At 68.6% G+C, this 1,104-nt stretch carries 1 protein-coding gene; it reads left to right on the forward strand.

Annotated features, from left to right (window positions below):
- The coding region (locus WH85_RS52025; protein WP_045748572.1) for a hypothetical protein at positions 1-1,104 on the forward strand (1,104 nt) is incomplete at both ends.

Here is a 1,104-nt window from a genome sequence, read left to right on the forward strand (position 1 = left end):
CCGGTCACCGTGATCGGCTTCTCGTGGAACAACTCGCGGATCGGGCCGAACGATTCACCGGGCCAGGACACCATCCCGTACGCCGCGATCCGCGAGACGATCGTCCGGCACCCGGAGTCCGAGCGGCTTCTGAACAGCCTTCAGGACCGGGCCGGCGACAACCCGACGTTCCTGCACACCGGGGACGCCGACGTCGCGGCGATGGACGGCCTGTTCAACAATGCCGACACGGCCATCAACAGCCGCCCCGACCTGCAGATCATCAGTGGCGGATACACCCTCGACAACGCCCCGTCGCCGCAGGCCGATCAGGCCAACCACCGGGACCAGCAGGTACGCCAGGCGATGGCCAAGGTGGACCCGCGGTCGGTGTACATGCCCGAGCCGAACACGTTCGTCCGCGTCGATCACCGGAGCCTGGAGACCGACGTCACCTTCGGCGTGCGCAACGACCCGCAGGGCGACCTGAAGTACACGTCGAAGGAGGGCCGCGGCCTCGCCCAGTCGGTGGCCCAGCAGCGCCTGTTCCCCGGCATGGATCCGCGTCTCTTCGGCTCGTTCGACCCGAGCATCGCCATCCAGACGCAGGCCGAGCGTCTGCTGCAGAACTACGACCCGGCGAATCCGGACGCCGTCCCGCAGAGCCACGCCGACCGGGAGACCTGGAAGAAGCAGGTCCAGAACTACATCCAGACGTTCTACCCGGACATGGACGCGAGGCAGGCCGACGCCCTGACCCAGCTCGCGTTCAAGAGCGTCACCCCGATCAGCCCCGCCACCCAGCAGAGCATCGCCGACCAGCTGACGAACAACCGGGGTTCCGGCACCAAGACCCTGATCCAGGTGGCGGGCGCGACGCACAAGGCGCTCGCCGACAACCCGCACACCCCGTCCCAGGCGCCGCCGGCCGCTGCTCCCCGGGACGTGGCGGTCCCGGCGCCGGTCATGCAACCGCAGCACAGCCAGGCCTGGCAGGACGCGTACGACAACGCCGAACAGAAGCAGCTGCGGACCGAGCGGTACAACCCGTCCAAGGACACCATCGTCCCCGGCACCCACCTGCTCCGCGGCGAGATCACCACCATCGACTTCACCAGCCGCGAC

The organism is Actinoplanes rectilineatus (genome assembly GCF_000962825.1).
GTDB lineage: Bacteria > Actinomycetota > Actinomycetes > Mycobacteriales > Micromonosporaceae > Actinoplanes > Actinoplanes rectilineatus.